The organism is Streptomyces sp. NPDC005483, from assembly GCF_040606035.1.
Lineage (GTDB): Bacteria > Actinomycetota > Actinomycetes > Streptomycetales > Streptomycetaceae > Streptomyces.
The window spans coordinates 1-24,875 of the sequence record NZ_JBEXEA010000045.1 but is presented as its reverse complement, the minus strand read 5'-3'; the positions used below and the strand labels follow the sequence as shown (position 1 = coordinate 24,875).

Sequence of the window (24,875 nt, the reverse complement as noted above, 5' to 3'; positions counted from 1 at the left end):
GGTGAAGACGGAACCATGACAGAACAGATGCCGGTGCGGCTGGACCCCAGAACGTGTCCTCCGCGCAGCCTCATCTCCCTGTACGACTTGAGCACGGAAGAACTGCTCGGACTGGTCCACCGTTCGTGCGCCTGGTACGAGGACCGGCGGCCCCAGGAGCGGCCCCTGCACGACCGCGTGGTGGGCACACTGTTCACCCACACCTCGACCCGTACCCGCACCGCGTTCACCAGTGGTGCCGCACGTCTCGGCGCAACGGTCATCGCCTTCGGCCCGAACGACCTGCAATTGGCCACGGGCGAGCTCCTGTCGGACACCGGCCGAATTCTGGGCGGCATGCTGGACGCCCTGGTGGTGCGGAGTGCCGTAGGCGAGGACGACCTGAGGGAGTTCGCTCGGTCGGCGTCCATCCCGGTCGTCAACGCGATGGCACGCGAGGAACACCCCACCCAGGGAATCAGCGACATCTCCACACTCGCCCGCCATTTCGGATCGCTGCAGGGACTCCATCTCGCCTACGTCGGGGAGGGCAACAACACGGCCGCGGCCCTGGCGTACGGCCTGGCACTGATACCCGGAGCCTCCATGACCCTGGCCACCCCCGCCGGCTACGGGCTGGATCCCGCGGTCCTCGCGCGTGCCCACAAGACGGCGGAGCAGACGGGCGCGAACGTCGTCGAGGTGCACGACGTCGATGACATCCGCGACGGCGTGGACGTCGTCTACACCACCCAGTGGCAGACCACCGGCACCACGAAGAGCGATCCGGACTGGCGCACAACCTTCCAGCCCTTCACCGTCGACGAGCGCCTCATGGCGAGGTGGCCCGAGGCCGTGTTCATGCACGATCTGCCGGCCCGCCGCGGTGAGGAGGTCACCGGCGCCGTACTGGACGGGCCGCGGTCGATCGCCTGGGCGCAGGCGCAGATGAAGCTGGCGAGCGCGATGGCCGTACTCGACTGGTGCCTGGCCTGATGAGGCTCCCTTTCGTCCCGGCCGAGGAGGCCTCATGACTTTGTCCACCAACGGTGTGCTCGAGAACGTCGAGATCCTGGCGCACCGCCTGGCTTCGGAGCGCCGTTCCGGAGCCAGGGAACTGTCGGCAGACGACTTCGCCGCGGTGGCGGCAACCGGCTTCCACCAGCTGCTGGTTCCGGAGGCGATGGGCGGACTGTGGGCATCCACCGCACAGTCCACCCGTGCTGTCGCGCATGCCATCAGCCTGATCGCCGCCGGTGACAGCTCGCTCGCGCTGATCCTTTCCATGGAGCCGGTCGCGATGTTCGTCACCGGCTGGCTCGCCGATTTCCACGTGGACGAGGCGGACCCGACCTGGTTGCGTCAACGTGAGGAGTTCGTCGGCCTGCTCGCGTCCGGCGCGGGCGCGTGGGGGGTCCTGCTCTCGGAGCGGGACGGGGTGATTCGCAGCAGCGCGAAGCAGAGCCCGGACGGCGACTGGTCGATCTCCGGGGAGAAGTCCTCGGGCAGCGGTTGGGACCATGTTGCCTTCATGCTGACCAACGCCGTCCCGGAGGGCGAGGACCGGCCGGATCTGTTCGTCCTCGATCTGCGGGACCGGCAGCACCTGCCCGGCGTCTCCGTCAGCCGCACCTGGGACGGCCACGGCATGACGGCGTCGGGAAGCCACGCCGTCGTGCTGAGCGACGCCCCCGTGCGGCGAGTGACCTGGCCCGGACGCCAGGACCTGCTCAACCGTATGGCGTCCGGCCCGACCATCGGCTGCCGCCTCGCGCCGTTCGTCGGCATCGTCCGGGCCGCTGTGGCAGCCGCCGCCGAACGCCTGCGAACCCGCGGCGGGACGCGGTCCGGCCTGGAGTCGGTGGAATGGGCACAGGCACAGGCCGCGGGCTGGCTGGTCGACCAGGCCTTCGAGGGAGTCCTCCGCGCCACGGAGACCGGTGAGTCCGCCGAGAGCTTCGGGCACATGGCCCGTCTGGCCAAACTGGCCGTGAGCGAGCAGGCCGAGAACGCCCTGCAGCACATCAGCCGGGCCTTGGGCGGAATGACGTACTCGCAGGGCTCGCCCTTCGGGTGGTGGCACTCGGACGTGCGGGCCATGGCGTTCATCCGGCCGACGCTGGCGACCACGGTGGACGAACTCAACGAGCAGCCCGGTTCGGGAGCACGATGATGCGCATACACGTGTACGAGAGCGTGGACAGCCTCGACACGGGGGCCTGGGACGCGCTGGCCTCCCCCAAGTCCTTCTACATGACGACAGGGTGGCTGCGCTTCCAGGAGAAGATGAACCCGGAACAACGTTGCCGGTTCATCACCCTCTGGGAAGACGACCGGCTTGTCGCGGGCGTCCCGACCTTCCTCACCCCCCGGCCCGCCAACAAGCACTACAACGTGGCCGAGATGTTTCCCGGCGCCGTCCCCGACGGCAGCGAGGTCCTGCTCGTCGGCGGTACCAGGGGCTACCAGAGCCGCATCCTCCTGGACGACACCCTGGACGCGAGCCGGCGCGGGATCGCGATGGGGCTGCTCGTCGAACAGGTGCAGACCATGGCCGAGCAGGATGCCGGCGGCGTGTCATGGTGGCTCTACTTCGCCGATGCGGACATGGAGCTGCTGCGCCCGTGGGCGTCGACCCTTCCCCGGGTGCTGCGCGGCGACTGCGCCATCGACCTGCCCGGCGACTCGTTCGACGACTACCTTGAGGCCACCGGACGACGACGGCAGATCATGCGCGACCGCCGGCGGTTCGACCGCACCGGATACACGGTCCGGCGCCGCCCTCTGAGTGAACTGCTCTCCATCACCGGGGTCCTGCTCAGCAAGACGCAGAACCGGTACGGCTTCGAGGTCACACCGCAGTCGATGGCTAACCTGCTGAAGGTCCAGAACGAGGCCACCGGAAACACCGGCTTCGTGTACGCCTGCGCCGACGAGGAGGAGGTAGTCGGCTTCTGCCTGGCCTATGAAGCCGGGGACACGATCTACGGCAGGGCCGTCGGATTCGACTACGAGCGGCTCCGCGACGGCGCCGAATACTTCACGCTCGGCTACTACGCCCCGATCGAACACGCCTACCGCTCCGGGCTGCGCCGCCTCCATCTGGGCACCTCGGCCTACGAGGCGAAGGTACTGCGCGGTGCCCACATCACCCCTTTGTGGGCGCTCGCCCTGGGAACCCGGCCCTGGGAGCCGGAGCAGGCTGTCGAGCACAATGCCGCGAAGCTGGCCGAGACTCGTGCGTCACTTCCCGCCGGGGCCCGCTACGGGGCCCGTGTCTCCTCCGGCCTCTGGCAAACCCTCGCGTGACCGGTGTGGTGCGCGCGAACGCCTCTACATTCCAACGTGGACTCTCTGGGCTGACGCCTGCCCTGACCGTCCCGTGAGGGCCCGGACATGCTCGGGGCGTTGAACGGGCAGGCATCCTGCCCTGGCCCGGACGGGTTCACCTGCGCCACCCTCGCCATGCCGCTGGACCACAGTGGGGGTACCGCGGGCAGCCTGAACCTATAGGTCGCGGTGTCGGACAACGCCGACGAGCCTAAGGGCGATCTGGTCTTCCTCACCGGCGGGCTGGGGCAGCCAGGCGTACCACTGGTGAACCACGTCCTGACCAAGCTCGCACCGCTCTTCAAGCAGTACCGGCTGGTGATGTTGACCAGCGGGGCACCGGCGCAGGTGTGCTCCAGTGCCCCGAACTGCAGGAGCAGATGGGCGCCTCGGACCCGGGGCGTCCCACTCGGTGCAGACCCACACCACCAGCGATCCAGGCCGCCAGGCGGTGTACGACTTCCTGCTGCACGAAATGTGAGTCCCGCTGTCCCGACGCCATGTGCATCGCATCGGTCCACCCTGTAAGGAAGACTCCCGCTGATGGGCATGGGAAGCCTACGCCTCCATCTGTCGCAACATTGACGAGCGGCTTCCTCACCCACCCTCACTGAGCCTCTTTCATCCTGTGCTGCATCCTGTGCTGCCGGGGTGAATGGGCTGGTCAGCGGGTCGGTGACATGGCGGAGCCCCTCGTCGTTGGCATGGTGATCTCACTCGTCACCCCGGCGACCAAGGGGCTCCGTTGGTTCCGTATCGTTCCATGGCCGATGTCCCGCATGAGCTGGTCGAGTATGTCTCCTGGCTTACGCCTTGCTGACGAGCCAGTGCCTTAAGTTGACTTGCTCACCACCGCGAACGCGTCGATCTCCATGAGGAACTCCGGCCCCGCCAGTGCGGCGACCTGGACCACCGTCGACGCCGGTCGCTGATCGGATATGAACTCGGAGCGGGCGGCGCGGATGGCCGCCATGTAGGCCATGTCTGTGACGAAATAGGTGAGTTTAACGACGTCGTCGAAGGTTGCCCCCGCGGCGGCTAGGCAGCGCCTCAGATTCTCGAACACCTGACGGGCCTGCGCCTCGGGGTCACCATCGCCGACTAGCTTCCCGGTCTCGTCCAGGGCAAGCTGGCCAGCCAAGGCTACGAAACGGCCGGTGGCCGCCACCACGTGGCTGAACTGCTTGGCGGGGACGACACCGTCGGGGGCGGAGATCCTGGTCAGCTCACTCATGCGGCCATGGTAGGTCAGGGAACCGGTAACGCCTCGACGGACCTGGTGAGTTGGCCAGCGTTAAGTCCAGCAGACCCTGCGTGGGCGAGCCGCGGGGAAGCTCGTAGTGATGGCGCCCTCAGCGATCACGTCCTCGACGGCCTCGGCGTCGCAGCAGCTGCAGCAGCATGGCGAACCGGGTCGTGTGCTCGGCCAGCGGGTCGATCGCGACCGGCTGGTGCCGAGAAAGGCGATGATCAGCTGTGAGCGTTCCTGTAGCAGCATCCGAGTGTTCCGCTCGGGCCCCGCCAGCCGCCACGTCTTGGGCCTCGTAAGCCGCGCGGTCTGCCTGTCCACCGGGTGGCAACGGTGACGCCGCACCGAGTCCGTTCCGTTCGTACCAGAGGTGCGCTGCGTGATCGGCACGGACGCGGCACCTTCGATCATAACGAGCCGATCACCATGACGCGCCGAGAGCCGGTCCAACACCGCGGCGACCGTGGCGGGTCAGGCCCATTGCCTGTCGCCACACACCAGCGGGCGGGGCTCAGCCAGGTTCATGCTGTTCCCCGTCTTCCCCGGTCCCGTCGTCGATCGGCCTCTCCTGGACCGCTTCGTCGTGCGGCATGAAGGATGAGGGGCCGACCTTCCGCTGCTCGCATTCCGCAATCGCGAGCGTGTCTTCGAGATTCCTCAGCTCTCGCCTCGCTGATCAGCGAGGCGATCGGCCCGGTGGTGTCGGTGAAGACGATGCGTGTTCCGGAAATGGAGATCCGTCGGACAAGGTCTCTAAGTGACGCTGGCAGTCTTGAAACAGGGATGCGATCCGTGTCGCTCAGCGGTGAATCCAGCCAAGAGCAAGTATGGAGCAGGAAATTCAGTGCACATTCCTGACGAGCTACCTCCGTAGAACGATCACGTGTCAACGCATCTTTGATCGCTTGGATCAGGAACTCCTCAGTGCTCTTCCCTGACGTTTTCGCCCATGCGCGGACTCTCCTCTTTACTGCTGGAGCGAAGGGAATGCTCATCTGCAGCAACCCTTCCGGACCCGGGAAGAGAGTGCAGAGTACGTCAATGGGAAGCGAGTCCTGAAGCCGACTCCATACTTTCTTGATGGCGACTTCCTCGTCGCGTGCCGACACGAGAACGGCGATGCTCCGTCTGTCGTGCGATGACGCCATCGGCATGTCGCTGATCTGTCGCGCGGCCTTCAGTTCTACTCCGCGTACGGTCCGGGTCAGGATGATCTCAATTGCGTGCAGAGGCATGAGGACTCCAGATCAATAGAGCGAGATGGGGCCGTCGGGAAGCCAACCTTCCACGTATCCGGACGCCAGAAGGGCCACGCCTTCAGGTGAGACATCGCGGTGGCGAGCTCTCAGGTCGCTGATTTTCCACCGGGTGTGCGATGGAGACATCGTCTGAAACGAGTCCGACTCTTCCGCGTCGATCCTCACGATGTAAACGCGAGAAACAGTACGCTGGTCATGTTCCAGCAGTCGGACTCTCGCGTTTCGTGAACTCCATAGACGGATCCGAAGCGAGGGTTCGAGATGTGAAATCGCTCGGCGAGATACTGGGCGGCCCCGTCGTCGAATTCAGTGCCTGCAGCGAGCAGCGTCTGCGGGACCGTCCAACCGCCGCAGCAACCACCGCACAGCATCAGGCGATCCTGGTCGTCCAGGAGGAGCAGGGTGACATTCACTCGGGCGGTGCCAGATGTGTGCCGCGAGCCGCGCTCTGTCTGCCCTTGCCGCCGGTGAACAGGTTGCATTCAATTCGAACGCTGCACTGCACCCTGTGCACACGTCATGAGCTGCGAAAACGCTGCAAAGACGTTTGGGAATCGGGGCTGCCGCGTTTTGGGGCGTCGCACACCATCAGGCTTGACCTGCGGCGACGGAATTTCCCACACATCCCACGAAGGCGGGGCCTTGCGTGAAACGTGGATGGATGCTCTGGGTGAGCAGTCACCCCCGTTGGGCAAGGGTCTGGACCGTCGCTGTGGGCGGTCCCTGACAGGTTAGCGGATCAGACGGAGGTGGTGGGGCTGAGGCTGGTGCCTGTGCCCGGTTTCGGTATCCGCGAGGCTCTTCGTCGCCGCGGTTGCGCGGCGCGCCGGAGGCTGATGTTCCGCTCGCTTCCGGCTGTCTGAACACGGACGACCAACCGTGTGGTGGCCAGGCTGCCGACGTGGCACAGCAGCCTCGGCCTCGGCAGGCGGTCGCGAGGTGGCCGTGAGGTGGCCGCACCACACAGGGGTGCCGCGGCGATTTCGCGGCTGTCGTTGGTGGGAGCCCCCGGGGGTGGCTCGGCAACCGTCGTCGCTCGCAAGGAGTGTGCCCGGTGCACCTCCCGTCGCCGGACGTGGGCGGCCAGTGTGGAGGGAGGAGTTGTGAAGTGGACAAGCGGGGGGAACCGTGAACGCGAAAGTCGTCTCCTGGGACCGAATACGAGAAGGGGCTCACGAGGTCACCCATCCCGGTGGCGAGCTCTGTGCTGAGCTCTTCGCGTCGCTGCGCCGGAGCGACCAGCGGCTGAGGGCGCGACAGTATCTGAGTGGGCTGCTGGCGGCGAAGGGACGTAAGTCGATCCGGAACATCGCCGCGCTCGCGGGCGGGGCTGCGGCCGAGCAGAGTCTGCACCACTTCATCAGCAGCTCCACCTGGGACTGGTCGCCCATACGCGAAGCCCTCGCCGACCATGTCACGCGGGTGCTGGCGCCAAGGGCGTGGGTCGTACGACCGCTGTTCATTCCGAAGGCGGGCGAGCACTCGGTGGGGGTGGACCGGCAGTTCGCCCCGGAGCGTGGACAAGTGGTCAACGGCCAGCTGGCCTTCGGAGCCTGGGCAGCAACCGAGGGGACCAGTGCCCCCGTCCAGTGGCGGCTGCATCTTCCCGAGTCCTGGCTCGGGGACGCGCGCAGGCGTCGTAGGGCGGAGATTCCCGACCGGGCCGAGGCGGAGACACCGGACGAGTGCGCCACTGCCACGGCGCTGACCGCCCTGGGCCGGTGGGCGGTGCCGAGGCGTCCCCTCGTGCTGGACGCTCATGTGACGGACCTCGGCGGCGTTGTCCGGCCCTTCGCCGAAGCTCGGATTCCCCTGCTCACCCGGGTGGAGGAGAGCGCCCGGCTGATCGTGGCGGACCGAGCGATGCCCGGGTACCGGGCAGGGGCGGTCCCGGCCCGCCACATCATGGAGTCCGTGCAGGGGTTGCGCCGTCCGGTGGAGGCCGCCGGAGGGCCGGTGCGGGGTACGACGCTCGCGGCGGCGGTCCGGGTACGACTTCCTCGGCCGGGTTCCGGGCCCGAGCTGTTACTGATCGGCGAGTGGCACGAACGCGGGAAGGCCCCGGCGGCCCTGTGGCTCGCGGCCTCGGCGACGGCGCCGGTCGGTGAGCTCGTGCGGCTGACCCGGCTTGCGCAGCGGGTCGCCCGGGATGAGAAGCAGATCGGCGAGGAGGTGGGCGTCCGGGACTTCGAAGGGCGCTCGTTCCGGGGCTGGCATCGTCACATGACCCTGGCCTCCGTCGCCCACGCGGTGTCGGCGCTGGCGGACGAGTCGGACGAGCGACTTCTCTATGCGCGTCAACTCTCTGCCTGACCCTTACAGACCAGGACTGCCGGTGTCCCGTACCGACCCCGCGGCCGCGTGCCGGTGCTGCAGGGTTCGACGGGTGCGGTGCAGCCGTAGGGCGAGCTGGATCTCAAGTGCTCGTTCGGGATCCTGCCAGTCGGCCCCGAGGAGTTCGGCGATGCGCTCCAGCCGCCTGGACACCGTGTTGGGGTGCACATGCAGGTCCGAGGCCGCGCGCGTCGGGCTCGAGGAGGAGGCGAAATAGGCGTCGAGGGTGCGGGTCAGCTCGGTGAAGCGCTGGGTGTCGTAGTCGAGCACGGGTCCGATCACGGACTGGATGTAGTCGCCGACGCCGTGGGTCTCGGAGAGCAGGACGCCGAGGAAGCCCATCTGCTGAGGGGTGGCGATGCAACCGAGGTTGCCCAGCTCGGTGAGCGCGTCCAGACAGCTGAGGGCCTCGCGGTGGGTCTGCGCCACGCGGCCCGGGCCCGAGACGGGTCCGGCCGCCCCGATCGTGACGGGATGGCCGACGAGCGGCGTGAGCTCCCCGGACACCGCGGTGGCCGCGGCGAGGGGGTCCTCGCCGGGGATCAGCAGCGTCACGCAGCCGTCACGGACCTTCATGAGTCCGGACATCCGATGGGCGTACGACGATGCCCACGCGGCGGCGCGGCCCTCCGGACCTCCCTCGGGCCGTGCCAGCACCATCACATGCTGTTCGTCGATGGCGATGCCGAGTCTGCGTGCCCGCGTGATCAGCTGGGGCGGCTGCGGCCTGATGTCGCTGAGGAGTTCATCCAACAGTTCGTCACGGATCTGGTCGTGGGCGACGGTCGAGGTGCGCTGCAGCAGCAGGATGAGTGCGACCGCCCGTGCGGTGAGCTGCAGCAGCCGCACTCCGAAGCCGTCCGTGAGCGGTTCGTCGGGGACCAGCAGAATGGCACCGAGGTTCTCGCCGCCGGCCGTGACCGGCGCGACCCAGCCGCCCTCAGGCAGGGGCACGGGGCGGCCCGCCGCATGGGCGTCATAGGTCCATCTGAGGACGTCGTCTTCGGCGGGCTCGAGCGGCGTGCCGGTCACGACGAGCGTGCGTCCGACGCAGTCCCTGACGACCAGTGCCCCCGACAGCTCCTTGGCCGCGGCTTCGGCGAGGGTCTGCGGATCGCAGCCGCTGAGCACCAGGTCGATCAGCCGGATGTAGGCGGCCTCGACGCGGCGTTGCACGTTGAGACTGCTCCTGGCGCGGGAGGTGTCCAGTTCCAGCTCGGTCACCTCGGCACGGGTGTCCTCCAGCAGCCGCGCCCGTTCGATGGCGACGCCTGCCAGCTTGCCGAGTGAGCGCATGAGGCTGATCTCGTCCGGCGTGAAGTGCCGTATCTTCCGGTCGGCGCCGTAGAGGGTGCCGAAGACCGTTGTGCCGTGGCCGAGCGGTACCGCCAGGATGGCGTGCAGGCCTTCGGCCCGTACGACTGCATCGATGTCAGGGGAGTGCGGAAGGTCCTTGTCAGCCAGGTAGTCGGGGCTCCAGGCGGGCGCCCGGGTCCGCTGGACGAGGCTGCCGAGGCCGGAGTCCTCGGAGGTCTTCAGGCCCACGCTGCGGGACGTGGTCTCGCCCTCCGCCGCGCGGATGGAAGAGGCCTTGCCGTCGTCGTCCGCGTTGCGCAGTCCGACATAGGCCATGTCGAAGTTCAGCAGTCGGCGTGCCCGTCGTGCGATCTCGTGCAGGAGCGGGTTCATGCCGTGCACCAGGGTGAGGTCGTGGGCCGTGTCGACGAGTGCGGCAAGGCCGGCTTCGCGCTGCTGCGCGTGGCCTATCAGCGCCTGGACACGTGAGGCCAGACGGACGGCCTGTTCGAGTTCCGCGCGGGTGCCGTCGGAAGCCTCCTCGCGTTGGGCGGCCCGCAGCAGTTCCTCGAACCGTGCTGTCGGCGCCCCCGCGGCGAGCAGTTCCAGTACGGACATCACGTCCGGCGAGTCCGGGTACGGCCCCGCTGTCATCGTTTCCCCCGTTGATTCCCCTGTGATCAAGCAAGCCAGTCCTTAGAGAGCCTAAGTTCGTGGCCCCGCGGATGCAAGCGCTTACCGTGCGTGGCCGCACTGGTCTCCCTCCCGGGGTGGTGGGCGAGGCACCCCTGCCCCTCGTCAACTGTGTGGCTGGACCACCTGTCGCTCGTCCGGGATGTCGCGGAAGGATCGAGCCGGGGCCGCGCACAAGGGGATGTGGGCGGTGGCCGGGAACGCCGAAGGCGGTGCCCGGCAATGAGGAGGGGACCGTCGGGGGATGTCCGAGATCAAGAGTTATCTACGTTCGCTCGAACGCAGCCGTGACTCCATGCGGCCGGAGCACCGCCCGAAGGTCTTCCCGCTGCGCGGAAGGCACTGGGACCTGCTCGACACGGTCTTTGCCCCCGTACACGCGGGTACCACCGAGATAGTCCTGGACATGCTGGACCTCTCCGATCCTGTACGCGGCCCGCGGCGCGGCGCGTTCCTGGAGATCGGCTGCGGCACCGGAGTTGTCGCTGTGACGGCCGCCCTCGCGGGCTGGGAGCGGGTCGTCGCCTCCGACATCAACGCGGAGGCGGTGGCGAACGCCGCGCTCAACGCACGGCGCCACGGGGTCGCCGACCGGGTCCGCGCCGTGCACAGCGACCTCTTCGAAGAGCTGCCGGCCGGGCAGCTCTTCGACACGATCGTCTGGAGTTCACCGTACGTGCGTGCACCGGAGGGCTACCGGTTCGGCACTCCCCTGGAACGCGCCTATGTGGATCCCGCGTACGCGGCACACCGCAGGTACGTGGACGAGGCGCCGCGCCGGCTGACGAAGGACGGCCGGGCCCTGCTTCACTTCAGCAGCAGGGGGGATCTGGACGGGCTGCACCGTATCGCCGCGGAGACAGGGCGGCAACTGCGGGTGCTCAGGAGGCACGTCGTCATCGACAGGGGAGACCCGGTCGAGCACTTCCTGGTGCAAGTGTGCTCCGCCGACGGGGCGTCGCAGGGGTACGACGGCACCGTACGCCGGGGCGGGCTGCACACCCGGTTTGCTCGACCGACGGCTCAGCCTGCCTGAATCATCGTCAGGAGCCTGTCCCACGCGGCACGTTCCCTCTCGGCCGCCGCGGCCTCCAGGTCGCGCGCGAGCGAGTCGACGACGATGCCGGCCCGTTCGAGTGCGTCCATCACCCGACAGGCCGAGCCGTGTTCACCGGAGAGGGTGTCGCCGTGGAACCCCCGGCTGCGGTCCAGTGCGTCGAGCGCCCCCTGGGGCAGGGCGTGCAGGGTCATCCAGGCGATGAGCCGCTCGATCCGGTCCAGCGCGGCCCGAGGGGATTCCGGCGCGTTCTCCGAAGTCCAGAGCAGGCGTTGCGGGCGGGCGCCGTCGGCCACCAGGGAACGCCAATGGGAGCAGCCGAGGCTTTCCTCGTAGCGGCGGTAGACGAGCCGCGCGGTAGCCAGCCCGGCCTGTCCGCGCAGCGCGGCGGCGCTGGGGTCCACCGAGCCGTCCAGCAGCGTGTCGACACCGGTGTCCAGATGGCCGATGTCCAGCGAGACGAGTGAGGTGACGGCGGCCGCGGCGTGGCCGTCGGCGGTGGCACGCTCCAGGCCGCGGAAGTACGTGTCCACTGCCTGGGCATACCGCTGCACGGAGAACACCGAGGTGACGTGCACGCCGACCCGGTGGGCGAGCAGCTCACCGGCGGCGGCAAGTCCGCGGCCCGTCGCAGGAATCCGGATCAGTACGTTGGGGCGGTCCACCATCTCCGCGAGCTGCCTGGAGTGGTCGAGCATCGCGTCGGCATCCGCCGTGAGTCGGGGCGCGATGCCGAGGGAGACCCAGCCGTGCATGCCCTCCGTCGCCCGGAACACCGGTTCCAGCGCGGTGCAGGCCGCGCGGGCGTCCTCCGCGATGAGCGCATAGACGCGTTCCTCGGCCGAGGCGACCGCGTTCGAGAGACGGTTCAGCTGATCCCGGTAGGCGGTGGTGTCCGACATCGCGCGTGCGACGGCCGCGGGCCGGGAGACGACACCCCCGACCAGCCCGTCGGCCACGAGTCTGTCCAGGCTGCCGTCGGTCAGCCGGCCGCGGTGGTAGTCGTCCAGCCAGAGGCCGACCCCCTCCGCTGCGAGCTGCTCCAGGGCGCCACTGCGTTTCGAGCGCGGCTGGGTGGTCAATGCTGCCTCCGCTCCAGCGTCCGAATGAGACGTAAAGGACGGCCGTAATTCTAGGGCCCGACATTACGCTTTCTGTCCATGTCGCGATAACGGTACAGTTACCGCGCGATCACGTCGCGGCGACCTGACAAAGTATGTCGGGCGGGCTTGAATTTCCATGCTTTCTGTGTTCCGGACGGCCGCGGGGTCACACCTGACAAACTAAGCCCCGCGCGTTGCGGGCGGCGACAGTGGCGTGTGAGGCTCCCGACGGAATGGTGACCGAGTAATCGCAGTGTGCTGGAGGAACCTTGACCGCAGGGCTTGACGGACGGTCGCCGGTAATTCGCCGCGACGGTGAGGGGATGTCCCGGCTCTGGGGGAAGGGGTCGGTGGTCACCACGAAGCTCTCCGCCCAGGAGACCGGTGGTGCCCTGGGAATCACGCACTTCAGCGCCGTGCTGGGAGAACGTGCACCGCGCCATACGCATACGCGTGAGGACGAGATCTTCATCATCGAGGGCGGGGACGTACGCCTCACCGTCGGCGACCGCACGGAAAGCGTCAACGGCGCGGGCGTGCTGTTCCTGCCGCGCGGCATTCCGCACTCCTATCTGGTGGAGAGCGAGACCGCGCGTTTCTATGTCGTCACCACACCTGGTGGTTTCGAGAGATTCTTCTCGCAGGCCGGTTATTCGACCGAACTGGGAAAGTCGGCGCCGGTCGGTGAATCGTGGTCGGTCGACCGCACCGTGGAATTCGCTGAGAATCTCGGCCTCGGCGTGATCTGGGGCGACTGAGCCAGTCCATAAGCCTGCACCGATACAGAAAGAGAACGCGAGTTCCATGAAAAGACGAAGCGTCCTGGCCGGCACGGCCGTAGCGATAGCCGCCACGACCCTGGAGACCGGCCCCGCGGTGACGGCCGCCACCGCCGCCACGGGAACCGCCCCCGACGCCGTCACCGTCGTCCCCGGCGACCCCCGCTACGCCGACCTCGTCGTCGGCAACAACTCCCGCTGGGTCGGCCGGCCCGACTCCGTGCGGCTGGTGCGCACCACGGAGCAGGTGGTGCGGGCCGTACAGGAAGCCGTGGACGGCAACAAGCGGATCTCGGTGCGCAGCGGCGGCCACTGCTATGCGGACTTCGTCTTCAACCCCGAGGTCCGGGTGGTCATCGACACCTCCCTGCTCGACACGGTCGGCTACGACAAGGACCTCAAGGCCTTCGAGGTGGGTGCGGGATCGACGCTGCTCCACGTGTACGACTCGCTGTTCAAGGGCTGGGGCGTCACCATCCCCGGTGGCATGTGCTACTCGGTGGGCGCGGGCGGTCACATCAGCGGCGGCGGCTACGGAATGCTGTCCCGGCGGCACGGCCTGACGGTCGACCACCTGTACGCGGTCGAGGTGGTCGTCGTCGACGCCGCCGGCAAGGCCCGCAGCGTGGTGGCCACGCGCGAGGCCGACGACCCCCACCGCGACCTGTGGTGGGCGCACACCGGCGGTGGCGGCGGCAACTTCGGCGTCATCACGCGGTACTGGTTCCGCAGCCCGGGTGCCACCGGCACCGACCCCGCTGCGCTGCTGCCGAAGCCCCCGAAGGAGGTGCTGGTCAGCGCCGTCGCGCTGCCCTGGAGCGAGCTGGACAAGGCTTCCTTCGTGTCCCTCGTGCAGAAGTTCGGCGCCTGGCATGTGAAGAACGGCTCCGCCGACTCCGCCGCGGCCTCCCTGTGCAGCTTCCTGATGATGAATCACCAGGCGAACGGCAGCATCGGCCTGCTCACCCAGATCGACGCCACCGTCCCCGACGCGCAGAAGGTGCTCGACGACTTCCTCACCGAGATCACCTCCTCGCTGTCCGACACGGCCGTACGACCGATGTCCGAGCCGGTCGGCGAACTGAACGCGCTGCCCGACCTGTTCACACCGCAGCACCTTCCGTGGCTGCACTCGGTGAAGCTGCTGGGCACGAGCAACCCGACCCTGACCGATCCGACGCTGCGCGGCCATCACAAGTCCGCCTACCTGCGCAAGAACGTCACCGAGGCGCAGGCCACGGCGATGTACCGGCACCTGACGCGCACCGACCACCAGAACCCCCGGTCCATGGTCGTCCTGCTCTCGTACGGTGGGAAGATCAATACGGTGGGCTCCGGCGACACCGCGTCGGCGCAGCGGGACTCGCTCTTCAAGGGGCTGTTCCAGAGCTTCTGGTCGAACGCCGCCGAGGACGGCGCCAACATCGGCTGGACGCGTGAGGTGTACGGCGAGGTCTTCTCGGCCAGCGGCGGATATCCGGTACCGGGAGCGGCCACGGACGGCTGCTACATCAACTACCCGGACGCCGACATCACCGACACCAAGGTCAACACCACCGGCGTGCCCTGGTACACGCTCTACTACCGCGACAACTACCCACGGCTGCAGCGGATCAAGGCCGCCTACGACCCCCGGAACACCTTCCGGCACTCGCAGTCCATCACCCTTCCCGACCAGCCGTGAGGCGAGCCGTGCAGCAACAAGACATCCCCGCGGGACGGGACACGACGCCTGCCAAGGACGCGGTGCCCGACAGCAGTGCGGGCGCGGCCTTCGCCCTGCTGGCGTCGGTCCAGTTCGTGCTCATCCTCGCCATGAGCGTGCTCAACGTCGTCCTCCCCGACATCCAGGTGGAGTTCGGGCTCGACCGCGCCGAACTCGCCCTGCTCGGAGCCTCCTACGGCATGTCGTTCAGCGGCCTGCTGCTGCTGGGCGGCCGGCTGTCCGACCTGTACGGAAACCGCCGGGTGTTCCTCCTCGGCACCCTCGTGTTCGGCGCGAGTTCGGCCCTTGCGGGGCTGTCCACAGGGCTGTGGATGCTCCTGGCGGCGCGCTTCGTCCAGGGGGCCGGTGCCGCCCTCGCCGTACCGGCCGCGATGGCGCTGGTCAGCGTCGTCCACCGGGAGCCCGCGCGGTATGCCCGTGCGATGGCCGTGTGGGGCGGGCTCGCGGCGTCCGGCGGGACCGCCGGAATGCTGCTGTCGGGAGTGGTGGCCTCGTGGAACTCCTGGCGCTGGGCGTTCGTCGTGCCGGTCGCCGTGGCGGTGGTGACCCTCGCCGCCGCACCCCGGCTGATCCCCGAAGGCATGCCGCCCCGGGGCGGCCGGCTGGATGTCCTCGGAGCCGTCCTGGTCACCACCGGGATCGCTCTGCTCGGCTACGGCCTCGTGGAGGCGCCGGAACGCGGCTGGACCTCCCCGGTGGCGCTCGGCACGCTGCTCGGCGGGGGTGCGCTGCTGGTGGGCTTCGTCGTCACCGAGGCACACGTGGAGCAGCCGCTCCTGCCGCTGTCGTTCCCCGCCGCGCCACGACGGGCGGTGGCGCTGCTCGCGGTCTTCCTGGGTGCCGCCGGGATCACCACGATCTTCTTCATGCTCGCGCTGTACTTCCAGGAGGTTCGGGGGTACTCCGCGCTGGAGACGTCGGCGGCGTTCCTGCCCTTCGGGCTGACCCTGGTCGTCAGCGGCGGGTCCGTGGGCAGGCTGGTGCAGCGCTTCGGACCGCGCGTGGTGCTGGTCACGGGACTGGCGCTGGCCGGTCTGGGGCTCGCGGCGCTGGGCCTGATCGGCACGGACACGCCGTACGTCGGCGCGGTCCTGGCCGGTCTCGTGCTCTTCCCCGCCGGGGCCGCGCTGATCTTCGCCGGGTCCACCGTCTCCGCGACCGCCGACGTCCCGCAGGACCAGGCGGGTCTCGCCGGAGCCGTGGTCAACACCGCCCTGGAGGCCGGCCCCGCCATCGGCCTCGCCGTCCTGGTCACACTGGCCGCAGGACACACCGCGGACCTGGAACACACCGGCACGGGTCCGGCGTCCGCCGTGACGTCCGGCTACGGCTTCGCCTTCACGGTCGCTGCGGTGGCCTTCGCCGCCGCAGCGGTGTGCGCGCTCTTCCTGCTGCGCCCTCGCCCGCCCGGGAACGGCGTCTGAAAGCCCCACCGCCCCGAGCCCGGCGGCCGAAACCCGCCGGGTCCCCGCCGCCTCGCGGCACCCTGAATTTCCACCCGCAACGACACTTGCCAAGGAGCACCCCCCATGACCGCCCGATTCAAGGACAAGGTCGTCATCATCACCGGAGCCGGATCCGGTATCGGCCGGGCCAGCGCCAGGGCCTTCGCGCGTGAGGGCGCCACCGTGATCGCGGCCGGAGCCCGGCCGGAGTCCATCGAGGAGACCGCGCGCCTCGTCGGCGAGGACGGCGGCAGCGCCGATGCCGTCGTGGCCGACGTCACCCGGCCGGAGGAGATGGAGCGCCTGGTGCGCACCACGGTCGAGCGCCACGGCGGCCTGCACGTCGCCCACAACAACGCGGGCGTCTTCGGCAAGCCGACCCCGGTCGCCGACCTGGACCTGTCGGTGTGGCAGTCCGTTCTCGACGTCAACCTGAACGGCGTCCTGATCGGCATGCAGCAGGAGATCGCACACATGAGGGCGCACGGCGGCGGCGTCATCGTCAACACCGCGTCCAACATCGGCTACCACGGGCGCCGGCCCGGCATGGCCGCCTACGCCGCGTCCAAGGCGGCCGTGAGCACCCTCACCCGGGTCGCCGCCCTGGACCACATCAAGGACAACGTGCGCATCAACGCCGTGAGCCCCGGCGCCACGGACACCAGCATGTCGCTGCGCCCCGGGGAGGCTGACGCCGACCGCGCGGCCCGCCTTGCCACGACGGTGCCGATCGCCCGCGTCGCCACGACCGACGAGATCGTCGCCGCGGTGCTGTGGCTGGCGTCCGACGAGTCGAGCTTCGTCGTCGGCCACGACCTCGTCGTCGACGGCGGAGTCACCAGCTGATCGGCGCCCCCCGTCCGGCGCAGGCGTCCCGGTCCTGTGGCGAATTGCCACAGGACCGGGACGCGCTTTTTTGAATTCATCCCGGGTCGCCGGAACGTGAAGCGGCGGAACATGACGAAGTCGCGATTCCCCCCTTCACGGAGATTCTCCAGTTCCGCACAATCGGTGAAAGCAACTCACGAGTTCAGCCGAAGAAATCCTTCTTCGCCCCACGAGAGGAACCGTGTTGAACAGCGAGCTCGCTCACATTGAATCGCTGCCCGCTCTCCAGCAGCCCGACTGGCGGAGCCATCCTGAGAGGGAGCGGGTCCGGCGGGAACTGAGCGCGCTGCCGCCGCTCGTCGAGGCCGCGGACGTGACCCAGCTGCACGAGCACCTCAAGGCGGTCGCCGAGGGTCACGCCCAGGTCGTCCAGGCCGGCGACTGCGCCGAGGACTGGGCGGAGAACGGCCGTGTGGACGTCGCCCGCAAGGCGGCCGTGCTTGATCTCCTGGCAGGTGTCATGCGCGTCAGCACGGGCGTGCCCGTGGTGCGCGTGGGCCGGCTCGCCGGTCAGTACGCCAAGCCGCGCTCCAGGCCCACCGAGACGGTCCAGGGCGTCGAACTTCCGGTCTTCCGCGGGCACATGGTGAACGACCCGAACCCCGACCCGGTGATGCGGCAGCCCGACCCCCGGCGCTTGCTGACCGGCCACAAGGCCGCACGGGGGGTCATGGAACACCTCGGCTGGGCCGCCGGCGCCCCGCGCGCCCAGGCCCCCGTGTGGACCAGCCACGAGGCCCTTCTGCTCGACTACGAACTGCCCCTGACCCACAGGCAGGACGACGGCAGCCTGCTGCTCACCTCGACGCACTGGCCGTGGATCGGCGAGCGCACCCGGCAGGTGGACGGCGCCCACGTGGCGCTCCTGGCGGCCGTACGCAACCCGGTGGCCTGCAAGGTCGGACCGGGCATGACGCCCGAGGAACTGCTGCGCCTGTGCGAGCGGCTGGACCCCGACCGCGTCCCCGGGCGGCTGACGCTCATCGCGCGCATGGGTGTCGGCAGGGCACCGGGCGTGCTTCCGGCCCTGGTCGCCGCCGTACGCGAGGCCGGGCACCCTGCGATCTGGCTGTCCGACCCGATGCACGGCAACACCGAGGCCGGGCCGGACGGACTGAAGACCCGTTTCGTGAAGACCGTCGTGCGTGAGGTCCAAGAATTCCAGAAATCCGTGCTACAGGCCCGTGGAATTCTCGGCGGACTGCACCTGGAAACCACCCCGGACGCAGTCACGGAATGCGTCTCCGACCCCACTCGCCTGAATTCGGTCGGAGACAAGTACACGAGCTTCTGCGATCCGCGGCTCAATCCTGGCCAGGCCGTCGAGATCGCCTCCGCCTGGCGTCGCTGAAAAGTCACGAGTCACTGAGAAGTCGCCGGCAAGGAGGACTGTTCACCATGCGGGAAAAGATCGCGCTGGTCACCGGAGCAGCGGGTGGGATCGGTGCGGCGGTCGTGCGCACCCTGGCTGAACGCGGGGCCTCGGTGGCCGCCGTGGACAAGGACGGCGACCGGTTGACCGGGGTGGCCGCGAAACTGGCCGCCGAGGGGCTGCGGGTCAGGGCGTTCTGCGCCGACGTCACCACGAGCGCCGGGGCCGAGCGCCTGGCCGCGGACGTCGAGGACGCCCTGGGTCCGCTCGACCAGCTGGTCAACGGGGCGGGCGTGCTGCGGCTCGGGAAGGCGACGGACCTCACCGACGAGGACTGGGCGGCGACGTTCGCGGTCAACGCCACCGGCGTGTTCTTCCTGTCGCGTGCAGTGATCAACCGTATGGTCCCGAGGCGCGCAGGTGCCCTCGTCACCATCGCCTCGAACGCGGCCGGCACGGCCCGCACGGACATGGCCGCGTACGCGGCGTCCAAGGCCGCGGCGACCATGTTCACCAAGTGCCTGGGCCTGGAAGTCGCCCGATACGGCATCCGCTGCAACGTGGTCGCCCCCGGCTCCACCGAGACCCCGATGCTCACGTCCATGTGGCAGGACGGCCACGGCCGCACCGCGACCCTCGAAGGCTCACCCGCCGCCTACCGCGTCGGCATCCCCCTGGGAAAGCTGGCCCGCCCCTCGGACGTGGCCGACGCCGTCGCATTCCTCCTGTCCGACCAGGCCTCACACATCACGATGCACGGCCTCACCGTCGACGGCGGCGCGACCCTCGGCGTCTGACGGCCGGCCGCCGATCGGTGCGGCCTCGGCGTCCGGCGCCCCCGTCGACGGCGGCGCCACCCCTGCTGTCCGACGACCCGAGCAATCGAGGAAGACGAAGACCATGCCAGGCATACCCCCCATCCAGCCCTACCCGATGCCCCAGGCCGGCGACCTGCCCGCCAACACGGCGGCATGGCAGGCCGATCCGGACCGGGCGGTCCTGCTCGTCCACGACATGCAGCGTTATTTCCTGCGGCAGTTCCCCGAGGGCGAGGCGCCCGGTGGCGACCTCGTGCGCAACGCCACCCGGCTGCGCGAACAGGCGGTCGCCTCCGGCATGCCCGTCGCGTACACCGCGCAGCCCGGCGGTATGACCGAGGAACAGCGCGGACTGCTCAAGGACTTCTGGGGACCGGGCATGCGCGTCGACCCCGCCGACCGCGAGGTCGTGGAATCCCTCGCGCCGGGCCCGGACAACTGGCTGCTCACCAAGTGGCGTTACAGCGCGTTCTTCCGCTCCGACCTGCTGGAGAGGATGCGCGCCCAGGGACGCGACCAGCTGATCCTCTGCGGGGTGTACGCCCACATCGGGGTGCTGTCCACCGCCGTGGAGGCCTTCACCAACGACATCGAGACATTCCTGGTGGCGGACGCCGTCGCCGACTTCACCGAGGCGTACCACCGGCTGGCCCTCGACTACGCCGCAGAGCGCTGCGCCCTGGTCACCACGACGAAGTCCTTGATCGAGGAGCTCGCCCGATGACCGTGGACAACTCCCATCCGGCGCCCGACCGTACAGCCTCCGACCGTGCAGCGCCCGATCTGCTCGACCGCGTCCTGGGACCGAGGCCGTCGCCCGCCTTCGCGCTGCTGTACCGCCCCGAGTCCGGTGCCCCGGACACCCTGGAGGTCCTGACGGGTACGGCGGCCACGGTGGACACCGTGGCGCACATCCCCCTGACCGAGTCACCCGATCCCGACGCCGGGGCCCGCCACGACGTCCTGGCGGTCATCCCCTTCCGCCAGGTCACCGAGCGCGGCTACGCCTGCGCCGACGACGGCGAACCCCTGATCACGATCACCGTGCGGGAGCAGGCCACCCTCCCGGTCGGCGACGCCCTGCGGCGGCTGCCGGGTGAGCCGGTCGTGCTCCGTGGCGGCGCCTTCGACCTGGACGACGACGAATACGCCGGGATCGTCCGCAAGGTGATCGCGGACGAGATCGGCACGGGCGAGGGCGCGAACTTCGTCATCAAGCGGTCGTTCGTCGCCGACATCACCGACTACACCGTGCACAGCGCCCTGGCGTTCTTCCGACGGCTGCTGGAGCGGGAGCAGGGCGCGTACTGGACGTTCCTCGTGCACACCGGCGACCGCACCTTCGTCGGCGCCAGCCCCGAGCGGCACGTGAGCCTGAAGGCGGGCAGGGCCGTGATGAACCCGGTCAGCGGCACCTACCGCTATCCGCCCTCCGGCCCCACCCTGCCCGGCGTGATGGACTTCCTCGCCGACCGCAAGGAGGCCGACGAGCTGTACATGGTCGTCGACGAGGAACTCAAGATGATGGCGCGGATCTGCGACCCCGCTCCCCGAGTGGTGGGCCCGCACCTCAAGGAGATGGCGCGGCTCGCGCACACCGAGTACTTCATCGAGGGCAGGAGCGACCACGACCCCCGCACGATCCTGCGGGAGACCCTGTTCGCACCGACGGTGACGGGCAGTCCGCTGGAAAGCGCCTGCCGGGTCATCCACCGGTACGAGCCCCGCGGGCGCGGCTACTACAGCGGAGTCCTCGCCCTGATGGGACAGGACGAGCGGGGACGGCGCACGCTCGACTCCTCGATCCTCATCCGCACCGCCGACATCGACGACACGGGCCGACTGAGCATCGGTGTGGGCGCCACTCTCGTACGGCACTCCGACCCGGCCTCGGAGGTCGACGAGACCCGCGCCAAGGCGGCCGGCCTGCTCGCCGCCCTGGGCGCCGAGGGCTCCACGCGCCTGGCCGAACACCCGCGCGTGCGCCAGGCTCTCGAACAGCGCAACAGCTCCATCGCCGGGTTCTGGATCGGCGAGCACACCCACGGCACGGGCGCACGGCCCGAACTGGCCGGCCGCCGGGTCCTCGTGGTGGACGCGGAGGACACGTTCACCTCCATGATCGGCCACCAGCTGCGGGCCATGGGGCTGAAGCCGACAGTCCGGCGCTTCGACGAGCCGTACTCCTTCGACGAGCACGACCTCGTCGTCATGGGCCCGGGACCTGGTGATCCACGAGCCGTCCACGAGCCCAAGATCACCCATCTGCGGTCCGCGATCCACGCGCTCCTGGACCAGCGTCGGCCCTTCGTCGCCGTATGCCTGAGCCACCAGGTGCTCAGCACCCTCCTCGGTCTGGAACTGGTGCGCAGGCCCGAACCCAACCAGGGTGTCCAGCGGGAGATCGACCTGTTCGGCACCCGTGAGCAGGTCGGCTTCTACAACACCTTCGCGGCCCGCAGCGCGGCGGACGAGTTCGAGGTGCCCGGCCTCGGGACCGTCGAGGCGAGCCGGGACCGCGACACCGGGGAGGTCCACGCGCTGCGCGGGCCGGGCTTCACCTCGATGCAGTTCCATGCGGAGTCCGTGCTCACCCAGGGCGGTGTGCGCATCGTCGGCGACGCGTTCGAGGGGGTGCTCCGCTCGTGCGTGCGGTGATCGCGTGGTGGGACCTCGACCGGTCAGAGCAGACCATCGCCTCGCTGCGGGACTTTCTGCGCGACGAGGCAGTGGACCGGTTCTCCCAGGTCCGGGGGCTGCGCCTGAAGGTCTGGATCTCGGACGAGCGCACGGACCGGTGGGGCGCCGTCTTCCTGTGGGAGTCGGCGCAGGCCGCCGACGCGCCCATCCCGGCCAGGGCGGCCGAACTCATCGGCTACCCGCCCACCGAGCGGCACGTCTTCGACGTCGAGGCCACCACCGAGGGCGCCTACGACACCGCCCAGCTGGCCCGTCTCGGCCTCGCATTCACCGGCTGAGCCGGAACCCACATGCTGGAGGACACTCCATGAGGGCCCGTATCCCTGGCTCCAAGAGCATCACCAACCGTGCCCTGCTGCTGGCCGCCGCGGCCGTGGGCACCTCCCGGCTGCGGCTCCCGCTCGTCAGTGCCGACACGGTTGCCTTCCGTACGGCGCTCAAGGAACTCAGCATCCAGGTCCGGACGGGGGAGGACGACGAGTTCTGGGAGGTCACCGGGGCCGGGCGCGGCCCCACGGGGGAGGCCGACGTCTGGTGCGAGGACGCCGGCACCGCGGCTCGCTTCCTGCCGCCCTTCGCCGCCACAGGCCACGGTCGGTTCGCCTTCGACGGCAGCGCCCAGCTCAGAGCGCGACCCCTGGGCCCGCTGGCCGGCACCCTGGCCGCTCTGGGCGCCACGGTGACGACGGATCCGGGCGGCGGACTGCCCATGACACTGGAGAGCGAGGGGATCGACGGCGGAGCGATCACCGTCGAGTCCTCGCTCAGCAGCCAGTTCCTGTCCGGACTGCTGATGGCGGCCCCGTTGATGAGCGCACCGCTGACCGTCACCGCCGACAGCCTGGTCAGCCGCCCGTACATCGCCATGACACTGGCCCTGATGCGCAGGTTCGGTGCGAAGGCCACCGAACGGCCGGGGGGAGTCATCGAAGTCCGGCCTGGCGGCTACGGTGCCCTCGACCTCACCGTCGAACCGGATGCCTCCACGGCGTCCTACGTCTTCGCGGCCGCCGCGGTCACCGGCGTCACCGTCACCGTGCCCGGCCTGGGCCACGGCAGCCTCCAGGGCGACCTGCGCTTCGTCGACGTACTGCGGCGGCTGGGAGCGCGGGTGGACGTCACGGAGTCGGCCACCAGCGTCACCGGCGAGGGCCCGCTGCGCGGAGGCATCTCCGTCGACATGGGAGAGATCTCCGACACCTTCATGACACTGGCGGCCATCGCACCGCTCGCCGACGCGCCCGTCACCATCCGTGGCATCGCCCACGCCCGGCTCAAGGAATCGGACCGCATCGCCGCCGTCACGCAGAACCTGCGTGCCCTGGGCGTGGACACCGACGAGGGCCACGACTGGATCACCGTCCACCCCGGCACGCCCACCGGCGCCCGCATCGCCTGCCGCCGCGATCACCGCATCGGCATGGCCTTCTCCGTCCTCGGACTCCGCGTTCCCGGTATCACGCTCGACGACCCGTCCTGCGTCGGAAAGACCTTCCCAGGATTCCACGAGGAGCTGCGGCGGCTCTTTCCCCCGCGCTCTCGGCCAACTTCCCCACAGCGACAAGGATCACGATGAAGGTACTCATTGCCGGGGGCGGAATCGGCGGCCTCGCGGCGGCACTGAGCATCGCGCGCCACGGCCACCGGGTCGTCGTACTGGAACGAAGGGACACCTTCGGCGAACTGGGTGCGGGCATCCAACTGGGCCCGAACGCCTTCCATGCCCTGGACCAGCTCGGCGTCGGTGTGGCGGCACGGCAGAGCGCCGTCCACATCGACGAGTTGCGGTTCATGGACGGCACCACCGGGCAGCGGGTCGCGAGCATGCCGCTCACCGGCGCATACCGCACCCGCTTCGGGAACCCGTACGCCGTCGTGCACCGCGGCGACCTCTACCAGACACTCCTCGACGGCTGCGCCGCGGAGCGGAACATCACGCTGAACACCAACTGCTCCGTGACCTGGTACGAACAGGACTCGGAAAGCGTCACGGCGATCACCGACACCGGGCGACGTTTCACCGGCTCGGCGCTCATCGGCGCCGACGGCATCCGTTCCGCCGTGCGGGGCCAACTCGTCGGCGACGGCGCGCCGCGTGTGTCCGGCCACACGATCTACCGGTCCGTCATCCCCATGGAGCAGGTTCCGCCGGAACTGCGATGGAACACCGTCACCTTGTGGGCCGGCCCCAAATGGCACTTCGTCCACTACCCCATCGGCAGGGGGAGGTTTCTCAACCTGGCCGCCACCCGTGACGACGGCGCACGGGACATCGTGGTCGGCAGGCCCGCCGAGCGGACGCATGTCCTGTCGGAGTTCCCCGCGCTGAGCGACACCGCCCGGCAACTGCTGGAACTGGGTACCGACTGGAAGGAATGGGTCCTGTGCGACCGCGACCCGGTCGAGCGCTGGACGGACGGCCGCGTCACCCTCCTCGGTGACGCCGCGCACCCCATGCTCCAGTACGCGGCCCAGGGAGCCTGCATGGCTCTCGAGGACGCCGTCCTCATCGGCCGACTGCTCGCCGAAGCCGCCGGGGACATCCCGCAACGCCTGGAGAAGTACAACTCCGAGCGGTACGAGCGTGCGGCCATGGTGCAGCAGGTGGCCCGTGCCATGGGTGAACAGCTCTACCACCCGTCCGGAGACGACGCCGCCGCCCGCAACGCGATGCTGTCCTCCTACACGGTCGACGACCTGTACGACAAGGTCGAGTGGCTGCACGGGGCTCGCATCGGCGGGACGGGAGAGGACCGTTGAGCAGGTTGCGCTGGCTGACCGCGGGGGAGTCCCACGGTCCCGCACTCGTGGCGACGCTGGAGGGCCTTCCCGCCGGCGTGCCGATCA

At 69.3% G+C, this 24,875-nt stretch carries 20 protein-coding genes and 2 pseudogenes; 18 read left to right on the top strand and 4 right to left on the bottom strand.

Features of this window, described 5'->3' with window-relative positions; translation table 11 throughout:
* Positions 1–15 precede the first annotated feature (15 nt).
* The 4 genes and pseudogenes from ABZT06_RS44145 to ABZT06_RS44130 form a co-directional block, all read left to right on the top strand.
* Positions 16–975, top strand: coding sequence for an ornithine carbamoyltransferase (locus ABZT06_RS44145; RefSeq protein ID WP_355754091.1), 960 nt, complete (start codon positions 16–18; stop codon positions 973–975).
* 34 nt (positions 976–1,009) lie between these two features.
* Complete coding sequence (locus ABZT06_RS44140) at positions 1,010–2,152, top strand: acyl-CoA dehydrogenase family protein (protein ID WP_355754089.1); 1,143 nt, start codon at positions 1,010–1,012, stop codon at positions 2,150–2,152.
* Positions 2,152–3,288 carry a GNAT family N-acetyltransferase gene (locus tag ABZT06_RS44135; protein WP_355754086.1) on the top strand — a complete coding sequence of 379 codons (1,137 nt, stop codon included), beginning with the start codon at positions 2,152–2,154 and terminating at the stop codon, positions 3,286–3,288. Before ABZT06_RS44140 ends, ABZT06_RS44135 begins: the two co-directional genes overlap by 1 nt.
* A gap of 725 nt (positions 3,289–4,013) precedes the next feature.
* Positions 4,014–4,117 (top strand): annotated as a pseudogene (locus ABZT06_RS44130) (IS5/IS1182 family transposase); the annotation flags it as partial.
* A 24-nt stretch (positions 4,118–4,141) separates the two neighbouring features.
* Here ABZT06_RS44130 and ABZT06_RS44125 read toward each other — a convergent pair.
* Together ABZT06_RS44125 and ABZT06_RS44120 are read right to left on the bottom strand one after the other, a co-directional pair.
* Complete coding sequence (locus ABZT06_RS44125; RefSeq protein ID WP_355754084.1) at positions 4,142–4,543, bottom strand: RidA family protein; 402 nt, start codon at positions 4,541–4,543, stop codon at positions 4,142–4,144.
* Positions 4,544–5,978: 1,435 nt separating this feature from the next.
* On the bottom strand, positions 5,979–6,230 hold the full coding sequence (locus ABZT06_RS44120) for a hypothetical protein (protein WP_355754081.1): 252 nt from the start codon (positions 6,228–6,230) through the stop codon (positions 5,979–5,981).
* 715 nt (positions 6,231–6,945) lie between these two features.
* Between ABZT06_RS44120 and ABZT06_RS44115 the strand changes: the two genes are divergently transcribed.
* Positions 6,946–8,130 carry a transposase gene (locus tag ABZT06_RS44115; protein WP_355754079.1) on the top strand — a complete coding sequence of 395 codons (1,185 nt, stop codon included), beginning with the start codon at positions 6,946–6,948 and terminating at the stop codon, positions 8,128–8,130.
* A gap of 3 nt (positions 8,131–8,133) precedes the next feature.
* On the opposite strand, the gene ABZT06_RS44110 is transcribed toward ABZT06_RS44115, so the two are convergent.
* Positions 8,134–10,101 (bottom strand): helix-turn-helix domain-containing protein, encoded by a 1,968-nt coding sequence (locus tag ABZT06_RS44110; RefSeq protein WP_355754077.1) that lies wholly within the window; start codon positions 10,099–10,101, stop codon positions 8,134–8,136.
* A 283-nt stretch (positions 10,102–10,384) separates the two neighbouring features.
* On the opposite strand from ABZT06_RS44110, the gene ABZT06_RS44105 reads away from it, so the two are divergent.
* A complete protein-coding gene (locus ABZT06_RS44105) occupies positions 10,385–11,176 on the top strand; it encodes a class I SAM-dependent methyltransferase (protein ID WP_355754075.1) in 792 nt (263 codons plus the stop codon).
* On the opposite strand, the gene ABZT06_RS44100 is transcribed toward ABZT06_RS44105, so the two are convergent.
* A complete protein-coding gene (locus tag ABZT06_RS44100) occupies positions 11,164–12,279 on the bottom strand; it encodes a transaldolase family protein (RefSeq protein WP_355754074.1) in 1,116 nt (371 codons plus the stop codon). The genes ABZT06_RS44105 and ABZT06_RS44100 overlap by 13 nt on opposite strands.
* Positions 12,280–12,650: 371 nt before the next feature.
* Between ABZT06_RS44100 and ABZT06_RS44095 the strand changes: the two genes are divergently transcribed.
* From ABZT06_RS44095 to ABZT06_RS44040, 12 genes and pseudogenes are all read left to right on the top strand, one after another.
* On the top strand, positions 12,651–13,058 hold the full coding sequence (locus ABZT06_RS44095) for a cupin domain-containing protein (RefSeq protein ID WP_355754071.1): 408 nt from the start codon (positions 12,651–12,653) through the stop codon (positions 13,056–13,058).
* Positions 13,059–13,104: 46 nt separating this feature from the next.
* The gene (locus tag ABZT06_RS44090) at positions 13,105–14,763 is read left to right on the top strand and encodes an FAD-binding protein (protein WP_355754069.1); all 1,659 of its coding nucleotides are present in this window, start codon (positions 13,105–13,107) and stop codon (positions 14,761–14,763) included.
* A gap of 8 nt (positions 14,764–14,771) precedes the next feature.
* Positions 14,772–16,229 carry an MFS transporter gene (locus ABZT06_RS44085; RefSeq protein WP_355754067.1) on the top strand — a complete coding sequence of 486 codons (1,458 nt, stop codon included), beginning with the start codon at positions 14,772–14,774 and terminating at the stop codon, positions 16,227–16,229.
* A 105-nt stretch (positions 16,230–16,334) separates the two neighbouring features.
* Complete coding sequence (locus ABZT06_RS44080) at positions 16,335–17,096, top strand: glucose 1-dehydrogenase (RefSeq protein WP_355754065.1); 762 nt, start codon at positions 16,335–16,337, stop codon at positions 17,094–17,096.
* A gap of 226 nt (positions 17,097–17,322) precedes the next feature.
* A complete protein-coding gene (locus ABZT06_RS44075) occupies positions 17,323–18,489 on the top strand; it encodes a 3-deoxy-7-phosphoheptulonate synthase (RefSeq protein WP_355754063.1) in 1,167 nt (388 codons plus the stop codon).
* Positions 18,490–18,536: 47 nt separating this feature from the next.
* Positions 18,537–19,307, top strand: a complete 771-nt coding sequence (locus ABZT06_RS44070) for a 2,3-dihydro-2,3-dihydroxybenzoate dehydrogenase (RefSeq protein WP_355754061.1) — start codon at positions 18,537–18,539, stop codon at positions 19,305–19,307.
* Positions 19,308–19,410: 103 nt separating this feature from the next.
* Positions 19,411–20,052 (top strand): isochorismatase family protein, encoded by a 642-nt coding sequence (locus tag ABZT06_RS44065; protein ID WP_355754058.1) that lies wholly within the window; start codon positions 19,411–19,413, stop codon positions 20,050–20,052.
* On the top strand, positions 20,049–21,986 hold the full coding sequence (locus tag ABZT06_RS44060) for an anthranilate synthase family protein (protein ID WP_355754056.1): 1,938 nt from the start codon (positions 20,049–20,051) through the stop codon (positions 21,984–21,986). Before ABZT06_RS44065 ends, ABZT06_RS44060 begins: the two co-directional genes overlap by 4 nt.
* Positions 21,974–22,306: a hypothetical protein gene (locus tag ABZT06_RS44055; protein WP_355754054.1), complete on the top strand. Its 333-nt coding sequence runs from the start codon at positions 21,974–21,976 to the stop codon at positions 22,304–22,306. The genes ABZT06_RS44060 and ABZT06_RS44055 overlap by 13 nt, the downstream gene beginning before the upstream one ends.
* 29 nt (positions 22,307–22,335) lie before the next feature.
* On the top strand, positions 22,336–23,604 hold the full coding sequence (gene aroA, locus ABZT06_RS44050; RefSeq protein WP_355754052.1) for a 3-phosphoshikimate 1-carboxyvinyltransferase: 1,269 nt from the start codon (positions 22,336–22,338) through the stop codon (positions 23,602–23,604).
* A complete protein-coding gene (locus ABZT06_RS44045) occupies positions 23,601–24,788 on the top strand; it encodes a 3-hydroxybenzoate 6-monooxygenase (RefSeq protein ID WP_355754050.1) in 1,188 nt (395 codons plus the stop codon). Before aroA ends, ABZT06_RS44045 begins: the two co-directional genes overlap by 4 nt.
* Positions 24,743–24,875: pseudogene (locus ABZT06_RS44040) on the top strand (chorismate synthase); the annotation flags it as partial. The gene ABZT06_RS44045 and the pseudogene ABZT06_RS44040, both read left to right, overlap by 46 nt.

Bases quoted from the DNA above. Each gene is read 5' to 3' on its own strand.
- ABZT06_RS44140 (WP_355754089.1), top strand. From the start codon at position 1,010: ATGACTTTGTCCACCAACGGTGTGCTCGAGAACGTCGAGATCCTGGCG.
- ABZT06_RS44125 (WP_355754084.1), bottom strand. From the start codon at position 4,543: ATGAGTGAGCTGACCAGGATCTCCGCCCCCGACGGTGTCGTCCCCGCC.
- aroA (WP_355754052.1), top strand. From the start codon at position 22,336: ATGAGGGCCCGTATCCCTGGCTCCAAGAGCATCACCAACCGTGCCCTG.
- ABZT06_RS44135 (WP_355754086.1), top strand. From the start codon at position 2,152: ATGCGCATACACGTGTACGAGAGCGTGGACAGCCTCGACACGGGGGCC.
- ABZT06_RS44090 (WP_355754069.1), top strand. From the start codon at position 13,105: ATGAAAAGACGAAGCGTCCTGGCCGGCACGGCCGTAGCGATAGCCGCC.
- ABZT06_RS44080 (WP_355754065.1), top strand. From the start codon at position 16,335: ATGACCGCCCGATTCAAGGACAAGGTCGTCATCATCACCGGAGCCGGA.
- ABZT06_RS44105 (WP_355754075.1), top strand. From the start codon at position 10,385: ATGTCCGAGATCAAGAGTTATCTACGTTCGCTCGAACGCAGCCGTGAC.
- ABZT06_RS44065 (WP_355754058.1), top strand. From the start codon at position 19,411: ATGCCAGGCATACCCCCCATCCAGCCCTACCCGATGCCCCAGGCCGGC.
- ABZT06_RS44060 (WP_355754056.1), top strand. From the start codon at position 20,049: ATGACCGTGGACAACTCCCATCCGGCGCCCGACCGTACAGCCTCCGAC.
- ABZT06_RS44045 (WP_355754050.1), top strand. From the start codon at position 23,601: ATGAAGGTACTCATTGCCGGGGGCGGAATCGGCGGCCTCGCGGCGGCA.
- ABZT06_RS44110 (WP_355754077.1), bottom strand. From the start codon at position 10,101: ATGACAGCGGGGCCGTACCCGGACTCGCCGGACGTGATGTCCGTACTG.
- ABZT06_RS44070 (WP_355754061.1), top strand. From the start codon at position 18,537: ATGCGGGAAAAGATCGCGCTGGTCACCGGAGCAGCGGGTGGGATCGGT.
- ABZT06_RS44145 (WP_355754091.1), top strand. From the start codon at position 16: ATGACAGAACAGATGCCGGTGCGGCTGGACCCCAGAACGTGTCCTCCG.